22 protein-coding genes are annotated in these 14,877 nt (G+C 57.5%); 6 read left to right on the top strand and 16 right to left on the bottom strand.

Annotation, left to right across the window (positions count from 1 at the left end):
* Window positions 1-11: 11 nt before the first annotated feature.
* The 14 genes from ACNPM8_RS01660 to ACNPM8_RS01595 form a co-directional block, all read right to left on the bottom strand.
* The gene (locus ACNPM8_RS01660) at window positions 12-221 is read right to left on the bottom strand and encodes a hypothetical protein (protein ID WP_448939157.1); all 210 of its coding nucleotides are present in this window, start codon (window positions 219-221) and stop codon (window positions 12-14) included.
* A gap of 348 nt (window positions 222-569) precedes the next feature.
* Complete coding sequence (locus ACNPM8_RS01655; RefSeq protein WP_448939156.1) at window positions 570-1,280, bottom strand: DUF7341 domain-containing protein; 711 nt, start codon at window positions 1,278-1,280, stop codon at window positions 570-572.
* Window positions 1,280-2,533: a hypothetical protein gene (locus ACNPM8_RS01650; RefSeq protein WP_448939155.1), complete on the bottom strand. Its 1,254-nt coding sequence runs from the start codon at window positions 2,531-2,533 to the stop codon at window positions 1,280-1,282. The genes ACNPM8_RS01655 and ACNPM8_RS01650 overlap by 1 nt, the downstream gene beginning before the upstream one ends.
* Before the next feature lie 204 nt (window positions 2,534-2,737).
* Window positions 2,738-3,040, bottom strand: a complete 303-nt coding sequence (locus ACNPM8_RS01645) for a hypothetical protein (protein WP_448939154.1) — start codon at window positions 3,038-3,040, stop codon at window positions 2,738-2,740.
* A 2-nt stretch (window positions 3,041-3,042) separates the two neighbouring features.
* Window positions 3,043-3,357 (bottom strand): hypothetical protein, encoded by a 315-nt coding sequence (locus ACNPM8_RS01640; RefSeq protein WP_448939153.1) that lies wholly within the window; start codon window positions 3,355-3,357, stop codon window positions 3,043-3,045.
* Window positions 3,354-3,668, bottom strand: a complete 315-nt coding sequence (locus ACNPM8_RS01635; protein ID WP_448939152.1) for a hypothetical protein — start codon at window positions 3,666-3,668, stop codon at window positions 3,354-3,356. Before ACNPM8_RS01635 ends, ACNPM8_RS01640 begins: the two co-directional genes overlap by 4 nt.
* A complete protein-coding gene (locus tag ACNPM8_RS01630) occupies window positions 3,665-3,946 on the bottom strand; it encodes a glutaredoxin family protein (RefSeq protein ID WP_448939151.1) in 282 nt (93 codons plus the stop codon). Before ACNPM8_RS01630 ends, ACNPM8_RS01635 begins: the two co-directional genes overlap by 4 nt.
* A complete protein-coding gene (locus ACNPM8_RS01625; RefSeq protein ID WP_448939150.1) occupies window positions 3,943-4,755 on the bottom strand; it encodes a Rha family transcriptional regulator in 813 nt (270 codons plus the stop codon). Before ACNPM8_RS01625 ends, ACNPM8_RS01630 begins: the two co-directional genes overlap by 4 nt.
* 52 nt (window positions 4,756-4,807) lie before the next feature.
* Window positions 4,808-5,539 (bottom strand): hypothetical protein, encoded by a 732-nt coding sequence (locus ACNPM8_RS01620; RefSeq protein ID WP_448939149.1) that lies wholly within the window; start codon window positions 5,537-5,539, stop codon window positions 4,808-4,810.
* Window positions 5,536-5,871 carry a WhiB family transcriptional regulator gene (locus ACNPM8_RS01615; protein WP_448939148.1) on the bottom strand — a complete coding sequence of 112 codons (336 nt, stop codon included), beginning with the start codon at window positions 5,869-5,871 and terminating at the stop codon, window positions 5,536-5,538. The genes ACNPM8_RS01620 and ACNPM8_RS01615 overlap by 4 nt, the downstream gene beginning before the upstream one ends.
* Before the next feature lie 17 nt (window positions 5,872-5,888).
* Window positions 5,889-6,329, bottom strand: coding sequence for a hypothetical protein (locus tag ACNPM8_RS01610; RefSeq protein ID WP_448939147.1), 441 nt, complete (start codon window positions 6,327-6,329; stop codon window positions 5,889-5,891).
* Complete coding sequence (locus tag ACNPM8_RS01605; RefSeq protein ID WP_448939146.1) at window positions 6,322-7,830, bottom strand: ParB/RepB/Spo0J family partition protein; 1,509 nt, start codon at window positions 7,828-7,830, stop codon at window positions 6,322-6,324. Before ACNPM8_RS01605 ends, ACNPM8_RS01610 begins: the two co-directional genes overlap by 8 nt.
* A gap of 33 nt (window positions 7,831-7,863) precedes the next feature.
* A complete protein-coding gene (locus ACNPM8_RS01600) occupies window positions 7,864-8,106 on the bottom strand; it encodes a hypothetical protein (protein ID WP_448939145.1) in 243 nt (80 codons plus the stop codon).
* Window positions 8,103-8,417, bottom strand: a complete 315-nt coding sequence (locus tag ACNPM8_RS01595; RefSeq protein ID WP_448939144.1) for a hypothetical protein — start codon at window positions 8,415-8,417, stop codon at window positions 8,103-8,105. Before ACNPM8_RS01595 ends, ACNPM8_RS01600 begins: the two co-directional genes overlap by 4 nt.
* Window positions 8,418-8,450: 33 nt before the next feature.
* On the opposite strand from ACNPM8_RS01595, the gene ACNPM8_RS01590 reads away from it, so the two are divergent.
* Window positions 8,451-9,098 carry a hypothetical protein gene (locus ACNPM8_RS01590; protein WP_448939143.1) on the top strand — a complete coding sequence of 216 codons (648 nt, stop codon included), beginning with the start codon at window positions 8,451-8,453 and terminating at the stop codon, window positions 9,096-9,098.
* 32 nt (window positions 9,099-9,130) lie between these two features.
* On the opposite strand, the gene ACNPM8_RS01585 is transcribed toward ACNPM8_RS01590, so the two are convergent.
* Window positions 9,131-9,265 (bottom strand): hypothetical protein, encoded by a 135-nt coding sequence (locus tag ACNPM8_RS01585; protein ID WP_448939142.1) that lies wholly within the window; start codon window positions 9,263-9,265, stop codon window positions 9,131-9,133.
* A gap of 155 nt (window positions 9,266-9,420) precedes the next feature.
* Here ACNPM8_RS01585 and ACNPM8_RS01580 point away from each other — a divergent pair, with 155 nt between their 5' ends.
* Window positions 9,421-9,930, top strand: coding sequence for a hypothetical protein (locus ACNPM8_RS01580; RefSeq protein WP_448939141.1), 510 nt, complete (start codon window positions 9,421-9,423; stop codon window positions 9,928-9,930).
* A gap of 422 nt (window positions 9,931-10,352) precedes the next feature.
* Here the strand turns inward: ACNPM8_RS01580 and ACNPM8_RS01575 are convergent, their stop codons facing one another.
* Window positions 10,353-10,607, bottom strand: coding sequence for a helix-turn-helix domain-containing protein (locus tag ACNPM8_RS01575; protein ID WP_434922910.1), 255 nt, complete (start codon window positions 10,605-10,607; stop codon window positions 10,353-10,355).
* A 249-nt stretch (window positions 10,608-10,856) separates the two neighbouring features.
* Here ACNPM8_RS01575 and ACNPM8_RS01570 point away from each other — a divergent pair, with 249 nt between their 5' ends.
* The 4 genes from ACNPM8_RS01570 to ACNPM8_RS01555 all read left to right on the top strand — a co-directional run bounded on the left by ACNPM8_RS01570 (window position 10,857) and on the right by ACNPM8_RS01555 (window position 14,860).
* Window positions 10,857-11,501: a hypothetical protein gene (locus ACNPM8_RS01570; protein WP_448939140.1), complete on the top strand. Its 645-nt coding sequence runs from the start codon at window positions 10,857-10,859 to the stop codon at window positions 11,499-11,501.
* The gene (locus ACNPM8_RS01565; protein ID WP_448939139.1) at window positions 11,494-12,675 is read left to right on the top strand and encodes a hypothetical protein; all 1,182 of its coding nucleotides are present in this window, start codon (window positions 11,494-11,496) and stop codon (window positions 12,673-12,675) included. Before ACNPM8_RS01570 ends, ACNPM8_RS01565 begins: the two co-directional genes overlap by 8 nt.
* Before the next feature lie 578 nt (window positions 12,676-13,253).
* On the top strand, window positions 13,254-13,424 hold the full coding sequence (locus tag ACNPM8_RS01560; RefSeq protein WP_448939138.1) for a hypothetical protein: 171 nt from the start codon (window positions 13,254-13,256) through the stop codon (window positions 13,422-13,424).
* Window positions 13,421-14,860, top strand: a complete 1,440-nt coding sequence (locus ACNPM8_RS01555; RefSeq protein ID WP_448939137.1) for a recombinase family protein — start codon at window positions 13,421-13,423, stop codon at window positions 14,858-14,860. Before ACNPM8_RS01560 ends, ACNPM8_RS01555 begins: the two co-directional genes overlap by 4 nt.
* The last annotated feature ends 17 nt before the right edge of the window (window positions 14,861-14,877 follow it).

Genomic DNA, 14,877 nt, shown 5'->3' with positions numbered 1-14,877 from the left:
GGCTGACCTGCCTACATGTGTAGGGCACTACCCGGGAAATCGGGGAGAGAGAAAAAATGGAACATGCGCGGGTGATCCGTACGCGCTTTTCCTAAAAAACCGGAGGTTTCCGGGGTGGATTGAGGGGTCAGCGACGCCTCAACGCGGATAGTTTTGTGACTGGCCTCGGTGCCGGTTTCTTTTTCATCCGCCGTCGGGCTGCTTCCTTCTTGCTGTTGCATCCGAGGTGCATGGGCTGAAGGTTCCATGGCGCTGTCGGGTGCCCGCCATCGGTGAGCGCAATGATGTGATCGAGCGATGGACCAAGCGGATGCCGTGGCCGAAACCCGAAGATGATCTCTTGGCTGCACCATGAACAGATCGAACCAGGTGGGCAGTGCAGCGCAACCAGCCGGCGCCATGGCCTGCCTTGCCTGCCACGCTTGGGATCCCATTCGCTGAGCACTTACACCTGCCCTAGATACGACGAAAGCCCAGCCGGTAAGTGGCTGGGCTTTCGATTCACAGGGCTTTGGATACACCTGTGGTAAGCACGTTCATCGTACAACGACAATCGCGGAACTGTCGAATCAGGCTGGTCTGGTCAATTGCTCAAGGATATGAATGTCGCTCCCCTGCCATTCGGCACCGCACACCCTGCACAGGACCAGTACGGAAGTATCCTTCTTGCCTCGGCGGATCTGGGCCACGACTGCACGGTTCACCACACGCTCGCCATTCAGCTCCTCATGCACCTCGTTGGAATGGCAGGCAGGGCAGGGCCGGCGCAAGGCGACGATGATCGGCGGGTTCAGCAGCGACTCGATCTCCTGCACCCATGAGGCCAATACTCGGTGGCATTCATTGAGCGCTTCTTCATCCACGCTCACCGATCCAGACTCATGCTGGATACTCAGGCTCTCGACCCACTGGATGACCTTGTCATGAAGGCCAGGAGCAGGCTTACCCGGATACCGGATCCAGTACTGGTCGTTGGCTTCCTGCTCGATCTTCATCTGCAAGTCCAATGCCGCCGCATCCAAGGGCAACCCGGGGCCAGACGAACTACCACCAGAGCCAGCTTCACCCGATGGCTTCAACGCCCTGGCCAGCAACAGCAACAGCGCCTCGGTCTTCACCACACGAGGACCTTCCGGCAACCGCTCAATCTCATGCGTCGATTCCAGGAGTTGATCCCGCAACCGCCACACCTGCACCAACCTATACATCGATCGATTCTCCACTGCCATTGCCCCATTCTCAGATGACTTCATTTGCACGAACTGCTGGTTGGACTTCATTAGCTCTTTCTCCTACGAGGTCTTCTACGTCTTGAACGGGGCTTCGGATTGCTCGGAGGATCAGGGTGTTCATGGGTAGGGGGATCGAGCTTCCCTGCCCTGCCCGTCCCGACCCGACCCGACCCGGCACATCCAGATCCGCCACCCTCGTCGTCGCTGATCTTCATTCGTTGATCGGTTGATTTATTTTTGATTTGAGATTGATCCGATCGTGCGCGCTGTCGCGAGTGCTGCGCTGGTTGGCCGGGAGCGTCCGTTGCCTGTTCAGCGGCGTCCGGAGTCTCACCTGGGGCGGGAGTCTCTACGGTCTCGTCATGGTCGTGCACTGCAGGGAATGCCAGCAGATCCGAATGGGATCGTGGCTGCTCTGTGGCCGGAGTTTCCGTTGCCTCAGGTCGTTCAACTGTGCCGGCGGCCGTTGCGTTCGAGTCGAAGCTGGATGCGCCGGAGTTAGCCGTTGCGTCATCACTAGCCGGTCGCGCCCAATCGGGCATGCTGGCCGTCGAGTCCTCGAATGCCGGAGCTGGCACAGGATCGAATAGTTCTCTGCGTTGCTCGGATACCTTCACGCGGTAACCGCACTTATCGAGCAGCCATTCGGCCGTCGCCTTGCTGTAATAAGGGTTTGCTGGGACCGCCCGCAGTGGTCTGTCCCAGGTCGCACCATCCTTTCTTGATGAATTGCACTGCTTGCAGGCCACGACCAGGCGCTCAAACGGGGTCGGCTCATCATCATCCAGATCACGCGGATCCAGATGGTCGATCGTCCCAACGCGAGCTGACTTCTGGTCGCCCCCTGCACCATTACCGAAGCGCACGATGACACTGCACCAGCGGCACTCGTCACCGTCGCGCTTGCGCACCGGTCCGGAGCGTTCAGGCTTACGATTATCTGCTTGCCTGTTCTTCTCCCGCTCCTTCTCGGACTTCAGGATCATATGGAAAAGGTCTGCCTCTTCCACGAGCTTGAGGACCGGGCGCTTACTGCCCTTCTCCTCGATCTCCTTCTCCTCGAAAATCCCGCAATACAGCGCGGTCTTCAGCAGCTCGGCGTACCGGCTCAGGCCGGCCAGCATCCTGGCTGTGCCGACTTCTACGATGTAGTCCTTATCAAATGCAGCCGATTGCGTGGCGCACCGATTCACCCACCCGTAGACCTCGTTCAGCAGGCGATCATCGACCCAGTTCACTTCCAGAACGCGCAAGATCAGTGGATGATTCGCCGATACGTCCGACTGCTTCAACCACGACATTGGCGTTCCTGTTCATGTTCTTAGGCTTCGGCAGCTTCCGGGCTTGCGCCCTGGCTACGGCGAGCGCTTCTTTGCGGTGTTTAGTGTCTGCGAGGGCGTTGCCGCGTTGGAGAGTGATCCAGCGTCGGGTGTTGGGGTTTCGGCAGACGTAGATCTTTTCGGTCTCATCGGTGAGGGCTCGTATGATCATCATCGAGGGCAAGGTCATGACGTGACCTCGATTCTGATGACTTGTTCTGGATGGCCGCTGCGCTCTTCAAATGCGCCGTTCCACCGGACGCCCAGTCTGCTCACGAGGTCTGAATGGTTGACCGAGACGATTTGTCCGTAGACCTTCTTCGTCTTGTCGGCGATATTCATTTCGATGTGCCGGCCACGGTCGAAGTAGTTGATGTCACCCATTCGGATCGGTTCCATATCGCGCAGCGCGTCGAGCTTCGGTGGTGGACCGTCGAAGTCCTGAGGGCGCTTGAGGGGTTCGGCTGGTGATTCTGGGTTCTTGCTCATGCTCAGTGCCCCTCCCCTGGCCCTACAAGTGCGTAGTCGATTTTGAGTTCTTCCAACGTTCCTGGGACTGCCTGCTCGACACCGGCTAGGAACTTGGCGACGACGGCGAAGCCCGCTTTGACCTTCTGGCCCAGGAAGTCGATGATTTCCGCTAGGACGACGCCGATGCGCTCCGCAGCGATGTCCTTCCGGGCTTTCTGCATGACCTGCAGCATGTTCCTCTCGTACAGCGCTGCAAGGTTCGGCTGGCCAGTGGCTTCCGCGTTGGCGATCTTGCCGGCCAACCAGATCGCTCTGTCGATATGCGAGTTGCTCATGCCTGCACCAGGAAACCATCGAAGGTGGGAAGGTTCCCAACACTTACTCCGTCGTGCGGGTAGACCAGCGCCGCCTCGTCCATCGGGTCCTCTGGGTTGTTCCCTGGCAGCCACGCCCAGTCCGTGCGGAAGCGGATGGAGAACTCCACGAGGTCTTCCGCGTCTTGGAACGCCTCGATGGTTTCGCCGATGGTGTTCTCGAACCACTGGCGCACGGCTTCATCTGCGCTGTGCGCGTCGGTGGTTCCGGTGACAATCCATAGGTCGCTGTCTTCGCCCAGTTCCTGGACGGTAATGTTCTCGTAGCTCATGCCTGTTTCTCCTTCTTCAGCTCATCGATCTTGTCCGGTCGGAAACCGAACCATCCTTGAATGTCTTCGGTGTCCCGATCCAGCACCATGACGTAGGGCATCGTCGCTGGTTCGCCCAGTTGCTGGGCGATGCGCTTCAGTTCGTCGATGGACTGCTTATCTGACTGGTTCACGACGATCTCTTGGAACGGGATGGCGGCGGCATTCAGTGCACGCTTGGTGTTGGTGCACTGGTTGCACGTGCCGGGTTTCGTGTACAGAGTGACTAGCTTGCTCACGCTGTCGCCCCTTCCAGCCACGCGAGTGAGTTCGCCGCTCTTCGCATTTGATTGATCAAGCGAGTCACAGCTACCGCACCTTCTGGGGTGAGCTTGAGCGTGTGCATCACTTCTCCGCGGAACCGAGGCGCATCATGCGCGAGCACTGCGTGGAAGTAGTTCTTCTTATCCGCCATGGCGCTATACCTGTAGATCGGCTTCTTGCGCTGCTCCTTCTCCGACCAGCGGGAGGATTCCTGCTTGTAGATCCACTTGCGGTCCAGAAGCACTGCGCGCAGCTCGTTCTCACCGATCTTCAGATCAGAAGCCAGCGTGCGGATCGTGATCAGATCCTCGTCAGCCACGAACGTATCGACGTAATCGACCTTCGGAGCGTCCTGCTCCACCTTCGATTCCAGCGCCTTGACCCGCGCGCTGGTGATCTGAAGTGCCTGGGCAACGATGTCGTCCTCCGACATCGGCGAGCGCTGGGTGGTGAGTTGCTGGGCCATCTCGTAGAAGGCCTTCACGAGCTCCTTTTTGAAGGTGCGCACCTGCTCGTTATTGCGCAGGTAGGTGATCAGCAGGGTTGCTTGCTGTTCGTTGAGCTGGGCCACTTCTCGGCGTTGGGTTCCGCCGGCTGTCTCGAAGGGTCGGATTTCAAATCCGACCCTTCCGAATTCGTTGAGGTCGTTACTGTTGTCGCGGATCATGCGCACGACTGATGCGTGCTGGTTGCCGGTGTTCTCGGCGATTGTGAGCGAGGTGACGAATGCGCCGAGTCCGTCTACTTCGACGAGTGATCTTCTGTTTTCTGGGGTGATGCTCAATTTCGGTTCCTCCTGTACAAGGTGGTTGGTTTGTTAAGTTCTTGACAAGGTTTCAGCTGACGATGGCCAGGTGCATCGGCACGTGAGCGATCCATGCTCGCTTGGTGGTTTTGAAGTTCTTGTCGGCTGTGTTGTCGAGTTCTAACTTCGATACGTGCATCAGGCCGATGAACCGCGATCCGACCATGACCAGGATTTGCCCGCCGCCGGCAGACGCGAGCATGCATCCGACTCCGTAGACGGTTTCTGCAGCCTTGAATGCGCTGAGGGTTTTGCTGTCGAACTCGATTGGTGGAAGCTTTGAAGACTTCGCTTGCACGTAGGTGGCCAGCGTGTGCCACGACTTTTGCAGGTCTTTGCGTTCCTGCACCGGAGTGGTGACACGGTATGAGTCCCCTCCGAATAGCTGGCCCAGGCGACGGATGTTGATCGTCGCGATCTGGATGTCCTTTTCTTCAGGTTTCCGTTCAACAGTGAATGTCACCGTGATTTCCAGCCGCACTTCCCAATCCGTCTTAGACGGCGTGAACGCGGCAATGACGGTTGAGGCGATATCCGGAGTCATGCTGAACTCTCCCAGCTCGCCATCCCACTCGTCTTGGTCAACTTCTACTCGGGCCATTCCGGTGGTGAGGCCGTTCTCGGCGAAGACCAAGAGATCCCCGTTTTCGCGGAGAGACAATGTCAGTGAATTACCGACGGTGTCTTTCTTGTCCTTGGATGCGTGAGTCTTGACCGAGGCCAAGGCCGCACGGAAGTAGTACATATCAACGATGAACTTCATGATGCTGCCCTCTTCTCCCTGGTTCTTCTCTGGTTTGCTTCGACGCGTTGTTCGAGCTTGTACCGCGTGCGTCGTTCTTCCTGACTGAGTCCGCCGAACGTGCCGTATTGCCGGCTGTTCTGATTGCCCTGCCCGTGCTCGAAGCAGGTCCTGATGACCGGGCAACCCTCGCAGATCTTCTTTCCTGGCTTCGCGGCGAACGGCGCGGAGCTGATCGGATAGAACGGGTCCCCGTTCTTGCGGAAGTCCCACGTCTTGGCCATGTCCGCGCACGCGGCCTGATCCATCCACGCATTCGGATCACTGGACATGTCCGGAGCCTGCTGGATCATTGATGGGATGCGCCTGTTCACCATTGCGGTGCCCATCGCATGCGTTCGCTGCCGAGCTGGCCGGTGGTGAAGAAGTCGCTGATGCTCTTGAACTCCTCCACGGTGCGTTGCGCCCACCAGAACAGCTCGTCGCGGTTCGCCGAAGTGCGCGAGACTTGCGTGCCGTTGACCAGGACCGGCTTGCCCGGGATGAACCAGAGGGTTGCAACCCACAGGGTTTCGCCTTCGGCCATGCCTTGCACCGGCCTGATCGTGGCTCGCGGGTAATCCATCCAGTACTTCCAGCCAGGCTGGATCTGCTCGTAACCACGCTTGAGATCCACCACCCGGATCGCTGGTGCCGTGCCGGCCGTCGAGGGGTGCGCCGCTTGGCACTTGAGCCTGGCTACTATCGCGCGCAATTCAGCAAGCTCCGCGGCAGCAACCTGCTTTTCCTCACTGGTCATAGACCTAGCCATTAGTTTCACCGCCATCGCAGGTAGGGCACGGAGTGGAAGCGTCGGCCGCGATCACCTGATGCTGACCACAGCCCGCGCAAGTCACTTCGGCACCGACTGGAAGATCAACGTCCAATCCTTGGCTGCCCTGCTGGTCTTGGCTCGCAGCCAGACGCATGGCATCGACCTCGTCGCGGTCCGGAATGTACCCAAAGAGATTGATCAGCCTCTGATACCAGGTAGCCATCGGCTTCCACCGGGCAGCTTTCTCCCACGAATCTCGCTGATACAGGTTGAATTTGTGAGACATGCCCTCGGCATCCGCGGCCTGCAGCCACGCGTACAGGCGCACCTGCTGGCCCAAGGCCATCTTGTATACGAGTTCAGAGGCCTGCTCTTCCCAGACTGAGCGACGCCTTCTCACCGGTTCTGAGTACTCGCTCTCGTCACCCTCTGGCTCTGGGTACGGCAAATTGATGGCCTGCGCGACCAACCGTTTACGCGCTTCGGTCAACGAGTCATTGGCGAATACAACGTCAGCGAACAACTCACGATCCTCGGCATCCGTAAGCGCCTTCTTTTCCTGGATCTTCGAGACAACGAACTGCTGGCGCGCAACCTTCGAAGTCGGCAACGTGCCGTTCAGCCGGCGGACCAGTTCCAGCTCCGCCTTGCGCTCCGGAGAAACCTGCTTAGCCTTAGTCTTTGTCTTGGCCCACCAATTGACCGTCTCCGGGGTGCTCACATCGAACTGATGCCCGGCCGTGATGTGCTCCTCGACGGACAGCACCGCATCGGTCTTGGACCACCTGCCGCTGTAGCGGTTCTCGGAGTCGATCTCGACAGCACCTTGGCCGGTCAGGTCGACGCGCAGCACGTTGCGCTTGGCGTTCGCCTTCTTCTGCTCGATCAGCCTGGTGACATCGTGCTGGTCCTGCTTCCAGCGGGAAGATTCCAGATCATCGACAACGCTCTCGAACAGTGAACCGTCGCCGGTCTCGGTTTCCACATCGAGGATATCCGCGGCCGTGAGCAGGTCAATCGTTCCGCGTTCGTGCAGCTTTGCAACCTTCGGCTGGCTGGCCAGGCGAGCGCGCGGCTTCACCTCGGCCTTGTCAATATTGAAGTTCTTGGCGATCCACGCCTCGGTCTTGCCCTCCGTGAGCAACCCCTGCAGGGCCTGCGACTGGCCCAAGTGGTCCAGCCTCAAGTGGTTGGTTCCAGTGGACAGCGCCTCGGTGAACAGAGCCATATCAGCGTTCGCTGGCGCCGGCACAACCTCGCACTTGAGCTCAGTCAGCCCGGCGCGCAGTGCGGCCGCGTGGCGGCGGTGGCCACCCTGGATCTTGTAGTCCCCCTCGCGGTCCGGATGCAGGTAGACGGTGATAGCGTCCATCTGGCCGACAGACTTCAACTCGTGAGCGAGCTGGTCAATATCGCCCATGTCGGTACGAGGGTTCTTAGGATCCGGATGGATCGCACTGGTCGGCAGCATCTTCAGCTGCCCTGGTTTTTGAGACACGAGTCCCCTCCAAAGATGTGAAAGTCAGAAAAGTTAGTGGCTTGCCGTCAGTAGCTCAGCGTCAGCGCGCATGATCCGGTGCGCCCGAATTTCGGCGTTCACCCAATCGACCACCGCGAAGAACGCGGCGATCCCGGTGAACATCAGCAGCAGTGTGGCCAGCCCGTTAGGCTGGTAGTTCGCCACGAGCACCGAAGCAACCAGGACGGCCACCATGGGGATCCACAGGGTCCACATGCGGCGCTGGGCCAGTTGATAGACCCGGCCGGCGGTCATCGCGCGCCACCGTCGAACAGCGAAGCGGCATCCACGGGCTTGGGGGCGTGCAGGAAGCTGGTGACCTTCGCGTACTCGATGCCGTTCACGAACAGTGCCCCGGCGCCATCGTCGCCTTCCTTGGCGATGGACGCAGTATCCACAAACACGCTGTTGCCCCGGTACTTATCGTGTCCCCAAGCAGTCGCGGCCTTCTTGACCTGGCGGGCACGGTCCGCTTTCGACGCGTTGTCCCAGAACGCGGTCAGCTTCGCCGAGTGACTATGCTGCCCGCGGGGAATAATGAGCACTCGACCCTCGACCTTAGACATTTACGCCACCTGCTTCTGAGCTAGATTTGATATGTGGAACTAACTTCATTACTGATCTCGGCTCTCTCGCTCCTCATCGCGCTCAGCTCGGCAATCTGGGCTATCAGCGCCAGCCGAAGTGCCGACAAGCAAGCGAAGGAAGCTGGTCAAAAGGCAGATACTGCGAACCAGTTGAGTGCGGACTCCAACGTGATCGCCGAGGACAGTAAGCGCATCGCAATAGAGTCCCGTCAGATAGGCGAAGAAGCTCTGACGCTCGCTAGAGCGACCGAAGCTCGTGAAAGCGACACAAGCAACGTCCACTGGGAAAGCGATTGGAAAGAGCCAGGCACCTGCACCATTACCAACAGGGGTGACGACGAAGCTTTCAATGTGCGCATCGTCCTTACCGTGGATGATGAAGAAATCCGCAAAACGGTGGAATCGATCCCCGGTGGCGGCAGCGTCCAAATCGAATGTCCTAAAGCCCGAGCCACCTACCTGAGGGAAGTACGTGACTTCCGGACGAAGGAAAGGCTTCACGAGGTGGAACGAAGCCGAGGTTTCTTCACGTCCCTGGGGCCGGATACTTCGCAGTACCGTTACCATTTCCATCGGGAGCGGATTGATTGGGTGTCCCAGAGCGGCAAGCCTGGCTTCTACGATGACGAGTACACGAACAGCCTGGGCGACTTTGGCTGAGGCTGCGTTCTTCTGACTGGCCTGCATCTTGCTCACGCTGCTACCTCCTGGCCATTGGACTCTGCGCGCCAGCTTGCATAGACGCCAGCAGCTTCGCGCAGGCACTGTTCCCGCGATGGCCGAACCTCGACCTGTGAGCTATCGGCAGTGTTCGATACACTGGTCATTGAAATCACGCCTTTCTTAGCGGTTAGTTTTGATTTCTCCGCACCCAGCAGTTACAGCTGCTGGGTGCTTCTTATTTGCCCGAAATGCGGGGCTTAGGCCCTCCGCCGATAGGATTCGAGTACCCCTACACGAACCACCTACCAACGGAGGAAACTTGGACAGTTTTTGGAACTGGCTCGGAGCCAATTGGATCTCCCTACTCGCAGCCATCGGCGCAGTGCTTTCCGGCATCTTCACATGGCGAGCGAACTCCAAAGCAAAGGAGGCCAATACGAAAGCTGATACTGCGAACGATTTAGCAAAAGAAGCCAATTCGATAGCATTCGACTCCCATGCGATAGCCAAGGCAGCTAGCGAATTCGTGTCCTTCGACTGCCGTCCGGTTGGTGATGGACGGACGTTCCGCATAAGGAACACGGGAAACGTGCGAGTCAGCGTGTACTCGATCCTGTTTGATAACGGTCGCCCCAGATGGGAGGAATATACGACGTCGTCTCCCCTTGACCCCGGACAGTCAATCGTCGAACAAATCAAGCCCATAGAACCTGGCCATGACTGGATCGTCACTGACAAGCAGGAAATAGCAATCACCTACTACCACGGCGAATTCGCCCCGGGTAATGAGAAGATTTGGACAGGAATCGTCCAATCCACTGACGCATAGTTTTGTTGGGTGAAGAGTTACGCGATCCGTTAGCTCCGACCTCTGGGCCCATCCCCCGCAACGGCGACTCGTAAAGCGGCGATTCTTCAAATGGCCAAGTCTCACTCCACGTTTTGACCTGCTGGTAGCCACGGGAACCCAGCGATTGCCCATGCACCTCAGCAAAGTGCAATATCTGAACAAATCCCAGATTATTAAATTGCTGTCGTCGCTGGACCCCAGGCGACGAGGGGACGTAGGCATCAATTATCATGCCGCATTTACCACAGCTAAATCCCCACTGGCTCATCTTGTAGTCCGGCCCAAAGGGCGGAAATGGGCGACCGACCATCTCGTGCACTCCTTACTTACCGTTTGAATGTTTGGTTTCGTTGCCCTCAGCAGTTGCACCTGCTGGGGGCTTGTTCCTTGCCTGCTCCTACTCATGCCGTCTTCTTTTGGGAAACATCATGTTCCGCAAAATCTGACACGTGAGTCAAAAAAAGATCTTCAACTCCAACGCCCAGGAACTTTGCAATGCGCAAGGCTGGTTCAGGCTCCAAAGTCTTCACTTCACCGTTCACCAAGCGATTCATGTAGCTGTGGGACTTCCATCCCGCCGCTTTCGCTAGCCCTCGATTGGAGACTTCTTGGACGATCATGAGCCGCTGGAGCATCTTTCTGTCTCGGAGTTCCATCCAGAGACCTCCTGCTACTCGAGGATGTTTGACAATGTTCACTGTACCGCCTCCTGTTACGTCGTGTCCAGTAAAACGATACTTGAGAATTGCCCTAGTGTCCACCCGTGATTCGCATTTCCTCCCGGTATCCGCGCGGACTCGGGCATCTCAGCCGTAAAAATGGTAAATTTCTTGTGTCCAGTGTGGCGTTACAGGCAGTGTCCGCCCTGCTTGATTTGCCCTTTGCTCCTAGCCCAAGGTTGTTCCGTGAACGAAATCCACCCACTTGGCGAGCTGATCCAAGAAGTCATGGACCGCAACGCGTGGTCGCTTCGAGGCTTGTCCTCGCGGGCCGACCAATTGGGCTTCAAAATGAGCCACTCCAATTTTGGCCGTCTCAAGGATGAGCCGATTACGAGCATGAAGGGCGAGACGATCAAGATGCTCGCCAAAGTACTCAAGGTTTCCGAAGCCCGAGTCGCTACCGCGACATTGGACTCCATGGGCATCGCCAACGATGGCAGCCAGGAGCGCCTAGCTTTGGCGGATTTCGTTCGCACTTCAAGTGAAGTGAGTGCACGCGACCAACGGATTCTCCTATCCGTCATTGGCGCAATGTGCGACGACGAAAGCGGCATCAATGGACAATCAGAACGCGCCAACCCCAACCCTGCAGGCTCGCATCTGCGAGCGGTGGCGCCCACGGGTGACCCTATCCCTGGACAGAAGACCGAGCCCGAATACAGCATCACGGAACTTCACGGCGCCGAGGCCGACAAGTACCCAGCCCCGCCCATCGAAGAATTGGCCGCCCACCCTAACTACGAATCGACCCGCGAGAAATTCGAGCGGCAACACGGATCGCGTGGCGAGGAAAATCAAGATTGCCCTAGAGGACGCGAGAATGACTAATGCCAATCCATCCGACCGTGCGCGAATCACTTTTATGGATCTCGAAAAGTCCTTAGCCAATGTAGCGAATTCATTCAAGAATTGGGCAGATGTTGGTTATGGGGACACACCTACAAATAATCTGCGGAATGCAGTCACCGAGTTGGTGATTGACCTGGCTTCTTCATTCCTCGCTGCCGCAAAAGCACGACTTAGCTCTCTCCCGGTTGATTCGCTTGATTCGCTTGATTCGCTCGTGCGAAAAATTACCACAGATTTCAATGCGGCCATTTTTGTTGACGAAACTAATTACGCTCGGGATCTAGCGCCGGCTTTCTCATGGGTCCGCAAATTTCTCGTACCAACGCTCGACCCGAAAAGCATGCCATTCATGCAACCAATGACGCAGGATGAGGCCGACAAGTTTAGTGTCCTGGAAGGTCGGGCTAACGACTTGAACAGCCACCTCGAAAGGGCGATAGAAGCACAAAGAGATACTGTTCGCCTCGACGATCAGGCAAGACTGTCAGAAGCATTGCGAGCGCGTCTAACCGCATTAGAAAAGGAATATTCCAAATATTCAAGTGATCTCACGAGTATCGCAGAAGAAAACGGAAATCTTCGCGAAACTTTTCACCGCGCGACTCAAGCAACGAAGGATCTCGACGCAGTACGTGAACAGTACGAAGCCTTAAATGAGCGCAAGTCCAAAGACAAACTGGTTCATCATTTCGGCGAGTTTCATGGAAAGCACAATGTCGCATCAAGGTATTATCTTATTTTTGGCCTGGCCCTCATCGTCGCAACGGGCGCATTTGCTGTCTTTCATGCCCTGCAGCTGCCGGTCAGCATCAGTTTAGGACCTTCAATTATTGGCACATTAGCTTGGAAGCTAACTGTTGTGGGAGGCGGCACAGCCCTGAGCACTTACTTGCTACGTCTCGCTTCATACCACCGGAAACTGGCAGTTTGGAGCGATACTGTTCAAGTTCAGCTTCAAACGTTCACTCCCTACATCCAGCAGATTGGCGACGAGGCATCCAAGGACAAGCTCAGAATCGAATTCGCTCGTAGAGTCTTTGGCGGGGAACCAGGTAATAGCGCCGATCCTCAGGAAAGCTCTTCAGACTTAGCCGCCGTCACCGAGCTGTCTGCATTGATCGCCAATGTGGCGAAGATTCAAGGCGCCAAATAAGCCATCTTCTCGCACTAACTGACCATCCGGCATTGCTGTCAACAATTGGAAAACACTCTTGTTCGAAGATATATTCGAATCATGAGTAACTTCCTGAGTCGTTTGGTGGACATTAGCCAAGCGATCATCATATGGTCTAGGCCCCATGCGTCCGCTCCGGCCGCCACGGATGGGCGCCGCATCTGGATAGATCCATCCCTAACGACTGCGGAAGTTCGTTGTGCGCTTACGCACGAGGCTATCCACGTCAAGCACGGCCACAGCTCTTGCCAAAGCCCAAGTACCGAGCGACAAGTATGCCTCGAAACTGCCCTTGCGCTTATTCCATTCACCGAGCTCCGCCGCGTCGCCTCCTGGGCTAGAACCCCATGGGAAATGGCAGAGGAACTAGGTGTGACAGAGCAGGTCATCTTGGATCGCCTTGCCACCTTGGACGGCGATCAGATCCAGATGCTCTGGCCACCCTCCGAATACATCGCCTGAATCCCCAGCCTTATCAACAACCAGCAGCATCAGTCTTGCCCGGCATTACTGCAGGCGCACACTCGAACAAATATCTGAAATACACAGGAGACCTCATGAAGAACTCGAATACCACTCCGGAAGAAACCATCAAGACTGAGCTGCCGCCGAGTGCCTTCAGTTGCAGTCCAAGAGAGTCCACCGAAGAAGACGACAACCTGCTCCGGCTTCTGATCGGACGACTCGACGAACTCACCAGGCCGCGGCCAGGAGGCAAACTCAAATGAGCAAGACACATCGGCCGAGGGCAATCCTCTACCTACGCCAATCGGTGGCCAAAGAGGAATCCATCAGCCTTGAGCTACAAGAGGACGCAGGCCGACGCTACGCAGCGCAGGCAGGCTATGACGTTGTCGCAGTCGAGGCCGATCACGGTATCAGCGGGCGAACCTGGAAGCGCCCGGCCGTGCTGCGCGTCATGAAGATGGTCGAAGAGCAGCAAGCCGACGTCATCATTCTCTGGAAGTGGTCGCGCCTCTCGCGTGCCCGCCTGGACTGGGCGGTGGCCATCGACAAGGTTGAAGCGGCCGGCGGTCGCATCGAATCAGCGACCGAGCAAGTCGACGTGAGCACGTCCACCGGACGCTTCGCCCGCGGCATGCTCGCAGAATTCGCAGCCTTCGAATCCGAGCGTATCGGCGACACCTGGAAAGAAGCTCACCGGCGCCGCATCGAGCAAGGCCTGCCAGCCACCGGAAAGAAACGCTTCGGCTACCAGTACGACAAGGCCATAGGATTCACCCCGCACCCCGTCGAAGGCCCAATCCTTCAAGAGTGCTACCGCAAATACGTCACCGGTACCTCCTTCTACGAGATCACCGACTACCTCAATGCCGGACCCACAAAGCCAGGGGAAGGCTACACTGGGCCGAAGCCCGGAATCTGGTCAGCAAACACCGTACGCCGTGTAATGGACAACCCCTTCGCCTCAGGCCGGTTCATCTCCAAAGGAGAAGTCCGCCAAGGGATCCACGAACCGTTGATCAGCGAAGAAACATGGGAACAATTCCAGGTGCGCCGCAAGAGCCGCAGGGTCACCCGATCCAGCACCAAAGGCAAATACCCGTACACCGGCCTGATCTTCTGCGAGCTCTGCGGCCACGGGATGTATGCCGGCCTCTTTGGCTCAGACCACACCCTCAAATACCGCTGTAGCGGGGCCGCACAATGGAAACTCCACCCCGGCGGCTACGTCATGAACACCACCATCGAAGCCACCCTACTCCCCTGGCTGTCCGACCTAGCCGACGAAATCAACCAGGCAACCAACAGCGCACCCACCGTCCCGAAAGCTACAGACCCTACCCCACACCTCCGGCGAGCGCTGATGAAGGTTGAGGCCCGGTTGGAAGGGCTGACGGAGAAGCTGGTGGACGGGACGGTTCCGCAGGAAGTGTATGAGCGGATGCGTGATCAGTGGCTCGGTGAAAAGAAGTCTTTGGATGATCAACTGATGGCGGCGCGCGTCGAGTCCCGGGTTGAGCCCGTGAAGTTGCCGCCTGATTTGATGGAGCAGTGGGGTGAGATGCCGGCTGAGGTGAAGCGAGAGCTGCTGGCCCGAGTGGTGGCGAGGATCTTAGTGAAGCCTGGACGGCCGCGAGCTGAGGTGCGAATTGTCGCCCGCTGGGAGAAAGTTGCCTTGTCAGATCATAGGAGCAATTAGAGCTTAGTCATGAGTGT

The sequence above is a fragment of the Glutamicibacter sp. AGC46 genome, assembly GCF_053543715.1.
The sequence above is the reverse complement of the archived record's forward strand: the minus strand, read 5'-3'. Positions and strand labels throughout refer to the sequence as shown.

What these genes read in the sequence shown, in the direction of transcription:
- ACNPM8_RS01560 (WP_448939138.1), top strand. Translation starts at nt 13,254, where the DNA reads ATGAAGAACTCGAATACCACTCCGGAAGAAACCATCAAGACTGAGCTG.
- ACNPM8_RS01595 (WP_448939144.1), bottom strand. Translation starts at nt 8,417, where the DNA reads ATGTCTAAGGTCGAGGGTCGAGTGCTCATTATTCCCCGCGGGCAGCAT.
- ACNPM8_RS01610 (WP_448939147.1), bottom strand. Translation starts at nt 6,329, where the DNA reads ATGGCTAGGTCTATGACCAGTGAGGAAAAGCAGGTTGCTGCCGCGGAG.
- ACNPM8_RS01620 (WP_448939149.1), bottom strand. Translation starts at nt 5,539, where the DNA reads ATGAAGTTCATCGTTGATATGTACTACTTCCGTGCGGCCTTGGCCTCG.
- ACNPM8_RS01600 (WP_448939145.1), bottom strand. Translation starts at nt 8,106, where the DNA reads ATGACCGCCGGCCGGGTCTATCAACTGGCCCAGCGCCGCATGTGGACC.
- ACNPM8_RS01615 (WP_448939148.1), bottom strand. Translation starts at nt 5,871, where the DNA reads ATGATCCAGCAGGCTCCGGACATGTCCAGTGATCCGAATGCGTGGATG.
- ACNPM8_RS01645 (WP_448939154.1), bottom strand. Translation starts at nt 3,040, where the DNA reads ATGAGCAAGAACCCAGAATCACCAGCCGAACCCCTCAAGCGCCCTCAG.
- ACNPM8_RS01660 (WP_448939157.1), bottom strand. Translation starts at nt 221, where the DNA reads ATGCAACAGCAAGAAGGAAGCAGCCCGACGGCGGATGAAAAAGAAACC.
- ACNPM8_RS01565 (WP_448939139.1), top strand. Translation starts at nt 11,494, where the DNA reads ATGACTAATGCCAATCCATCCGACCGTGCGCGAATCACTTTTATGGAT.
- ACNPM8_RS01575 (WP_434922910.1), bottom strand. Translation starts at nt 10,607, where the DNA reads ATGGAACTCCGAGACAGAAAGATGCTCCAGCGGCTCATGATCGTCCAA.
- ACNPM8_RS01655 (WP_448939156.1), bottom strand. Translation starts at nt 1,280, where the DNA reads ATGAAGTCCAACCAGCAGTTCGTGCAAATGAAGTCATCTGAGAATGGG.
- ACNPM8_RS01650 (WP_448939155.1), bottom strand. Translation starts at nt 2,533, where the DNA reads ATGTCGTGGTTGAAGCAGTCGGACGTATCGGCGAATCATCCACTGATC.
- ACNPM8_RS01635 (WP_448939152.1), bottom strand. Translation starts at nt 3,668, where the DNA reads ATGAGCTACGAGAACATTACCGTCCAGGAACTGGGCGAAGACAGCGAC.
- ACNPM8_RS01585 (WP_448939142.1), bottom strand. Translation starts at nt 9,265, where the DNA reads ATGACCAGTGTATCGAACACTGCCGATAGCTCACAGGTCGAGGTTCGG.
- ACNPM8_RS01640 (WP_448939153.1), bottom strand. Translation starts at nt 3,357, where the DNA reads ATGAGCAACTCGCATATCGACAGAGCGATCTGGTTGGCCGGCAAGATC.
- ACNPM8_RS01555 (WP_448939137.1), top strand. Translation starts at nt 13,421, where the DNA reads ATGAGCAAGACACATCGGCCGAGGGCAATCCTCTACCTACGCCAATCG.